Origin of the sequence: Streptomyces torulosus, assembly GCF_001419765.1 — a bacterium.
Taxonomy (GTDB): domain Bacteria; phylum Actinomycetota; class Actinomycetes; order Streptomycetales; family Streptomycetaceae; genus Streptomyces; species Streptomyces torulosus.
Genome location: NZ_LIRK01000106.1, coordinates 1 through 6,872, shown reverse-complemented (window position 1 = coordinate 6,872; position 6,872 = coordinate 1). Strand labels below are relative to the sequence as shown.

Annotated in this window: 5 protein-coding genes; all 5 read left to right on the top strand. The window is 74.1% G+C overall.

Translation table 11 applies throughout. The features are described from left to right. A partial coding sequence (locus tag AOK23_RS08265) for an MSCRAMM family protein (protein ID WP_157877975.1) occupies positions 1-909 on the top strand: 909 nt, incomplete at its 5' end. Between the two features lie 250 nt (positions 910-1,159). Further along, the gene (locus AOK23_RS08260) at positions 1,160-3,664 is read left to right on the top strand and encodes a SpoIIE family protein phosphatase (RefSeq protein ID WP_055712094.1); all 2,505 of its coding nucleotides are present in this window, start codon (positions 1,160-1,162) and stop codon (positions 3,662-3,664) included. Positions 3,665-3,858: 194 nt separating this feature from the next. Next, on the top strand, positions 3,859-4,581 hold the full coding sequence (locus AOK23_RS08255; protein ID WP_055712093.1) for a class I SAM-dependent methyltransferase: 723 nt from the start codon (positions 3,859-3,861) through the stop codon (positions 4,579-4,581). 117 nt (positions 4,582-4,698) lie between these two features. After that, on the top strand, positions 4,699-5,532 hold the full coding sequence (locus AOK23_RS08250; protein WP_055513316.1) for a M55 family metallopeptidase: 834 nt from the start codon (positions 4,699-4,701) through the stop codon (positions 5,530-5,532). Next, positions 5,525-6,856, top strand: a complete 1,332-nt coding sequence (locus tag AOK23_RS08245; RefSeq protein WP_055712092.1) for a M20/M25/M40 family metallo-hydrolase — start codon at positions 5,525-5,527, stop codon at positions 6,854-6,856. The genes AOK23_RS08250 and AOK23_RS08245 overlap by 8 nt, the downstream gene beginning before the upstream one ends. Positions 6,857-6,872: the final 16 nt, after the last annotated feature.

Here is a 6,872-nt window from a genome sequence, read left to right as displayed (position 1 = left end):
GCCCTCTTCCTCAAGGGCGACCCGCTGGTCCCGCAGGACGAGGTGCCCGAGGGGGCCGTCCCCGACGAGCCGGTCCCCGACGCCCCCATGCCTGGCGTCCCCGGCCCGCAGGACCGCTCGGCCCACGACCCCGACGCCGCCCAGGCCGCCCCCGGGGTCCCGCTGTGCGGCACGGTGCGGCACCAGGACGGCACCGTCGTGCCGCGGGCCGCGCTCACCCTCATCGACGCCGTCGGCCGGCAGACGGGGCGCGGCGGTAGCGGCGAGGACGGGACGTACGCGCTGTCCACGCCCGGGCCGGGACCCTACGTGCTGATCGCGGCGGCCGGCGGCCACCAGCCGCAGGCGGTGAGCGTGACCGTCGGGGAACGCCCCGTCGAGGTCGACATCGTGCTCGGCGGCGTCGGGCGGCTCACGGGGACCGTGCGCACGTCGGACGGCCGGCCGGTGGGCGACGCGACCGTCACCCTCACCAATGTGCACGGCGAGGTCGTGGTGACCACCCGCAGCGGCGCGCTGGGCGAGTACGCCGTCAGCGATCTGCCGGCCGGCGAGTACACCCTCGCCGCCGGCGCCCACTCCCACCGCCCCGCCGCGCTGCCCGTCACCGTGCGGGCCGCCGGCGAGACCCGGCAGGACATCGAACTCGCCGGGGGCGCCGCCCTGAAGGGCACGGTCCGCGCCGGCGGCGGCCGCCCCGTCGAGGACGCGCGGGTCACCCTCCTCGACGCCGGGGGCAACGTTGTCGACACGCTCACCACCGGCGCCGACGGCACCTTCCGGTTCGACGACCTGTCCGTCGGCGAGTACACGGTGATCGCGACGGGATATCCGCCGGTCGCGACGGTCCTGCGGGTCGCGGGCGGCGACCGGACGGTACGGGACCTGCACCTGGGGCACGCGGACTGAGACGTGGGGCCTGTGCGCGGGACCGCCCTCGGCCGGGGGCGTTGGGGCGTCCGGGTCGGCCGCCGGTGTCTGCCCCGCGCGTGGGGGCGTGCGCGTCGAAGGGGCGCTGAACGCGTGCCGATCCGTGCGCCGGAGGCTCCAGGTGGTCAATTCCCGTATTGCCACACCTCGCGACGCTACGCCGCCGTACGGTAGTGAAGGCGCCGCAGATCTTGCGAGCCAGCGAGCCGTGGAAGAAAGGGCCTTGGCCATGGACCGTGGCACCGACACGGGCGCGAACACCGGCCACGGAGCGGGGGACGACGCGGTGGGGCGGACCGCGGCCGGCCGGGTCCCCCTTGCCGTGGTCGTCGTCGACCGCGGCGGACTCGTGTCGCACTGGAGCACCGGAGCCCGGCGGCTGTTCGGCACCGCCAAGGAGGACGCGGTGGGCCGCCCCGCCCTGGACCTGCTCCCGGTGTCCGGCGCCCTCCCCGAGGAGGACGACACCCCGTCCCACGCCGCGTACGGCCCGTACGACGGACTCGGCCCCGACCTGGAGTCATCCCTCGACGGGCAGCTCTGCTACCCGTCGGCCGGACGGGCCCGGCTCACCGTGCCCGAGGGCGACCGCGGCGGGACCAGCGCCGCCGAGGCCACCGGGCAGGGACACGGCACCCGGATCGACGTCCTGTGGTGGGCCTACCCGCTCGTCGGGCCCGGCCCGGGACGCCTGCTGGTGCTGGCCGCCGACGCCGAGGCGCTGCGGGGACACCACGACGGGGTCGCCGTCGAGCGCATCGCGCCCGGTTTCGCCCTCCACACCGACTTCCCCGGCGCCGAGGAACTCGCCCGCCGCCTCCCCGAGATCCTGCCGAGCATGAGCGTCGACGACAGCGCCCGCATCGTCGCGCAGGTCCTCGAACTGGGCTACCCCGTCCTGGAGTTCAGCCAGAACGACCGGGTGCCCGTGACCCCCGACTGGGGCGTGCCCCGGCGCGCGGAACGGCGAAGGCGCCGCGAACGCGCCGCGCGCGCCGTCGCCGAGGGGCTGCCGGTGCCGGAGGAGCTGAAGGACGAGGGCGAGGACCTCGAGTACGCCGCCGTACGGGAGCGTCTGGAGTTCCTGAACGAGGTGAGCGGACGCATCGGCACCTCCCTCGATCTGTCCCGCACGATCATCGAGGTCAGCAAGGCCGTCGTCCCCCGCTTCACCGATGTCGCCGGCACCTATCTGCGCGAGCAGGTCGTCGCCGGTGAGGGCTTCCCCGAAGGGGTGCCCGACACGACCACCATGTGGCACCGGGTGGCCCTGGAGCACACGGACGAACCCGGTCGCTGGGACGACGTCGTCCCCGTCGGCGAGGCCATGCCGTTCCCCGCGCACACCCCGTTCTTCCAGTGCATGACCACCGGCGAACCCGTCCTCGTCCCCCGGATCAGCGAGCAGATGGGGCACGCGATCGCCGCGCAGTTCGAGAAGCGCGACATCCGGCCGCTGATCACGGGCCGCTCCATGCTGATCGTGCCGCTGAAGGCCCGCAACGTGGTGCTCGGCTTCATGATCCTGCTGCGCCACCCGGAGCGCGAGGTCTTCGACGACATGGACCGCGTCACCGGCGCCGAACTCGCCGCCCGCGCCGGGCTCGTCCTCGACAACGCCCGCATGTACACGTACCAGGAGAACGTCGCCGAGACGCTCCAGGACAGCATGCTGCCCACCATCGAGGCCCATCGGACGGGCTGCGACATCGCCACCCGCTATCTGCCCGGCACCCTGCTCGGCCGGGTCGGCGGCGACTGGTTCGACTCGGTGAAGCTCCCCGGCGCCCGCACCGCCCTCGTCGTCGGCGACGTCATGGGGCACGGGCTCAACTCGGCCGCGATGATGGGCCAGTTGCGCACCGCCGTGCAGACCATGGCGGCCCTCGACCTGCCGCCCGCGCAGCTTCTGCGCAACCTCGACGACCTCGCCCAGCGCCTCGGCGACACCTACCTCGCGACCTGCCTGTACGCCGTCTACGACCCGATCGCGGGCGAGCTGCACCTCGCCAACGCCGGCCACATCCCGCCGGTGCTGGTCCGCGCGGTGGACGGCCGCAGCGAACTGCTCGACCTGCCCACCGGCGCGCCCATCGGGGTCGGCGGTGTGCCCTTCGAGGCGGTGCGCGTCCGCGTGGAACCCGGCGACCGGCTCGTGATGTGCACCGACGGGCTGGTGGAGGTGCGCGGCGAGGACATCGGCGTCGGCCTGGCGACGCTCTGCGAGTCCGCCGCGCACCCGGCCGCCTCCATGGACGCGGCCTGCGACACCATCATCCGCGCCCTCAACACCCGGGGCGGCCGCAAGGACGACGTGGCCCTGCTGATGGCCCGCCTCAACGGCGTCGAACCGGAGGACGTCGCCGAGTGGCGCCTCGTTCCCGACTCCGTCGAGGTGGGCCGCGCCCGCGCCGCCGTCCGTGAACAGCTCTGCGTCTGGGGGCTGCAGCCGCTCACGGACACCGCCGAGCTGCTGGCCGGCGAGCTGGTCACCAACGCCGTACGCCATGCGAGGGGCCGCCGCGTCGAACTGCGGCTCGTCCGGGGCGACACCCTGCTCTGCGAGGTCTACGACGAGGACCACACCCTGCCGACGCTCCTCAGCACCGGCCCCGCCGACGAGTACGGCCGGGGACTGCGCGTCCTCAGCACCCTCGCCCGCGAGTGGGGCACGAGCCGGACCGGCGGCGGCAAGACGGTCTGGTTCGAGCTGACCCTCCCGCGCCGCCGCTGACGGACGGCAGGGCGCGGACGTGTTCCCCGTGGGGCGCGAGGAGCGCGGGTACACGCGCCGGCCGTGGCGCGGTGTGCGCGATCCGGATGCGGGGTGAAGGTACGCCCCGGGTGCTTGTCCCCGGGTGACGGGCGCGGTAGACCGTTCTGGGCCACCCGTCCGGTGGGCCCGCGGCCGCATCCAGGGGGTTGGGCATGAGCGTGACGAGTCGGTACCGGGACGCCTGGGACGGGTTCTGGCGTGAGGCCCCGGACGAGGCGGGAGCCGTGTTCTGGGACGCCGAGCCCGCCCGGACCTCCGCCGTCCACCTCGCCCTCTTCGAGCCGCACCTCATCGCCCTGGACCTGCCCATGGTGGACCTCGGCTGCGGCAACGGCACCCAGACCCGCTACCTCGCCGACCGCTTCGCCCGCGTCGTCGGCACGGACCTCTCGGCCGCCGCCCTCGACCACGCCCGCCGCGCGGACCCCGACGGCCGGGCCGACTACCGACTCCTCGACGCGTCCGACAAGGCGGACGCCGACGCCCTGCGCGCGGACCTCGGCGACGCCAACGTCTATCTGCGCGGCGTCCTCCACCAGTGCGAGCCCGAGGACCGACAGCGACTCGTCGAGACCGTCGCCACGCTGGTGGGGGAGCGCGGGCGGGCCTTCCTCGTCGAACTCTCCGAGGCCGCCAAGCCCGTGCTCATGGGCCTCGCAGGCGGTCCCGCGGGCCCGCCCGCGAAGCTCGCCCCCGTCTTCCGCCACGGCATCGCCCCCGCCGAGGTCAGCGACGCCGCGGTGCCCGAGTATCTGCGCTCGGCCGGGCTCACGGTCCTCGCCGACGGCGAGCTGCCCCTCGTCACCACCGAGCACACGCCCGACGGCACCCGGATCGAACTGCCGTCGAGGTGGTACGTGGCCGGCCGGGTCTGAGCACGGGAGGGACACCGGGCGGGCAACGGGCGAGGCCGCCCCCGGGCAGCAGGGAACCGCACGTCCGACGGGGCTCGTCACCGCGCCCGTCCGGGGCGGCGCGTAACGTGAGGCGTCATGAAGATCCTCATCAGTGCGGACATGGAGGGCGCCACCGGTGTCACCTGGCCCGCCGACGTGCTGCCGGGAACCCCGCAGTGGGAGCGGTGCCGGGCGATGTTCACGTCCGACGTGAACGCCGCCGTGCTCGGCTTCCTCGACGGCGGCGCCGACGAGGTGCTGATCAACGAGGCGCACTGGACGATGCGCAACCTGCTCCTGGAGCAGCTGGACGAGCGGGCGCAGATGCTCACCGGCCGGCACAAGGCGCTGTCCATGGTCGAGGGCGTGCAGCACGGCGACGTCGACGGCATCGCCTTCGTCGGCTACCACGCGGGCGCCGGCATGGAGGGCGTCCTCGCCCACACCTACCTCGCGAACTCCATCACCGGCGTGTGGGTCGACGGCGTACGGGCCAGCGAGGGGCTGCTCAACGCGCGGGTCGTCGCCGAGTTCGGGGTGCCGGTGGTGCTGGTGACCGGTGACGACGTGGCGTGCGAGGACGCCCTCGGGTACGCGCCCGGCGCGCTCAAGGTCGCGGTCAAGGACCATGTGTCCCGGTACGCGGCGGTGTGCCGCACCCCCGCGCGGACCGCCGCCGACATCCGCGCGGCGGCGAAGGAGGCCGCGTCGCTCGCGGTCCGGCACGAACCGGTGCGGGGCGGGCCCTTCACCGTGGCGCTGGAGTTCGACGCCGAGCACCTCGCGATGGCCGCGACCGTCGTACCGGGCGTGACCCGTACCGGCGAACGCAAGATCGCGTACACCAGCCCGACCATGTACGAGGGCATCCGTACCTTCAAGGCGGTCACGACGATCGTCTCGGCCGCGATGGAGGAGACCTATGGCTGAGCAGACGGCCCCCGTGGACGAACAGGCGCTCGACGAGGTCGTCCGGTTCACCTCCGACCTCATCCGCATCGACACCACCAACCGCGGCGGCGGCGACTGCCGCGAGCGGCCCGCCGCCGAGTACGCCGCCGCGCGGCTCGCCGAGGCCGGGCTGGAACCCACCCTGCTGGAGCGCACCGAGGGCCGTACGAACGTCGTCGCCCGGATCGAGGGCACCGACCCCTCGGCGGACGCGCTGCTCGTCCACGGTCATCTCGACGTGGTGCCCGCGCGGGCGGAGGACTGGAGCGTGCACCCGTTCTCCGGGGAGATCCGCGACGGCGTGGTCTGGGGCCGGGGTGCGGTCGACATGAAGAACATGGACGCGATGATCCTCGCCGCCGTACGCCAGTGGGCCCGCCACGGCGTACGGCCCCGCCGCGACATCGTGATCGCGTTCACCGCCGACGAGGAGGCCAGCGCCGAGGACGGCTCCGGGTTCCTCGCCGACCGGCACCCGGGCCTGTTCGAGGGCTGCACCGAGGGGATCAGCGAGTCCGGGGCGTTCACCTTCCACGACGGAGCCGGCCGGCAGCTCTACCCGATCGCCGCCGGAGAGCGCGGCACCGGCTGGCTGAAGCTCACCGCGCGCGGCCGCGCCGGTCACGGCTCCAAGGTGAACCGGGACAACGCGGTGACCCGGCTGGCGGCGGCGATCGCCCGGATCGGCGCCCACGAGTGGCCCCTGCGGCTCACCCCGACCGTGCGCGCCGCCCTCACCGAGCTCGCCGCGCTGTACGGCATCGACGCCGCGCTCGACGACCCCGAGGACGTCGACCGGCTGCTGGAGAAGCTCGGCCCGGCCGCCGCCCTGGTCGAACCGACCGTGCGCAACAGCGCCAACCCGACCATGCTCGACGCCGGCTACAAGATCAATGTGATCCCGGGGGAGGCCGTCGGCCATGTGGACGGGCGGTACGTCCCCGGCGGCGAGGACGAGTTCCGCGAGGCCCTGGACCGGCTCACCGGGCCCCATGTCGACTGGGAGTTCGAGCACCGCGAGGTGGCCCTCCAGGCGCCGGTCGACTCGGTGACGTACGCGCGGATGCGGGCCGCCGTCGAGGAGTTCGCGCCCGAGGGCCACGTCGTGCCGTACTGCATGGCCGGCGGCACGGACGCCAAGCAGTTCTCGCGCCTCGGGATCACCGGCTACGGCTTCGCGCCGCTGAAGCTCCCCGAGGGCTTCGACTACGCGGCCCTCTTCCACGGCGTCGACGAACGCGTCCCGGTGGAGGCACTCCACTTCGGTGTCCGGGTACTCGACCGCTTCCTCAGGACGGCCTAGGTGTGTTGTCCCGGGA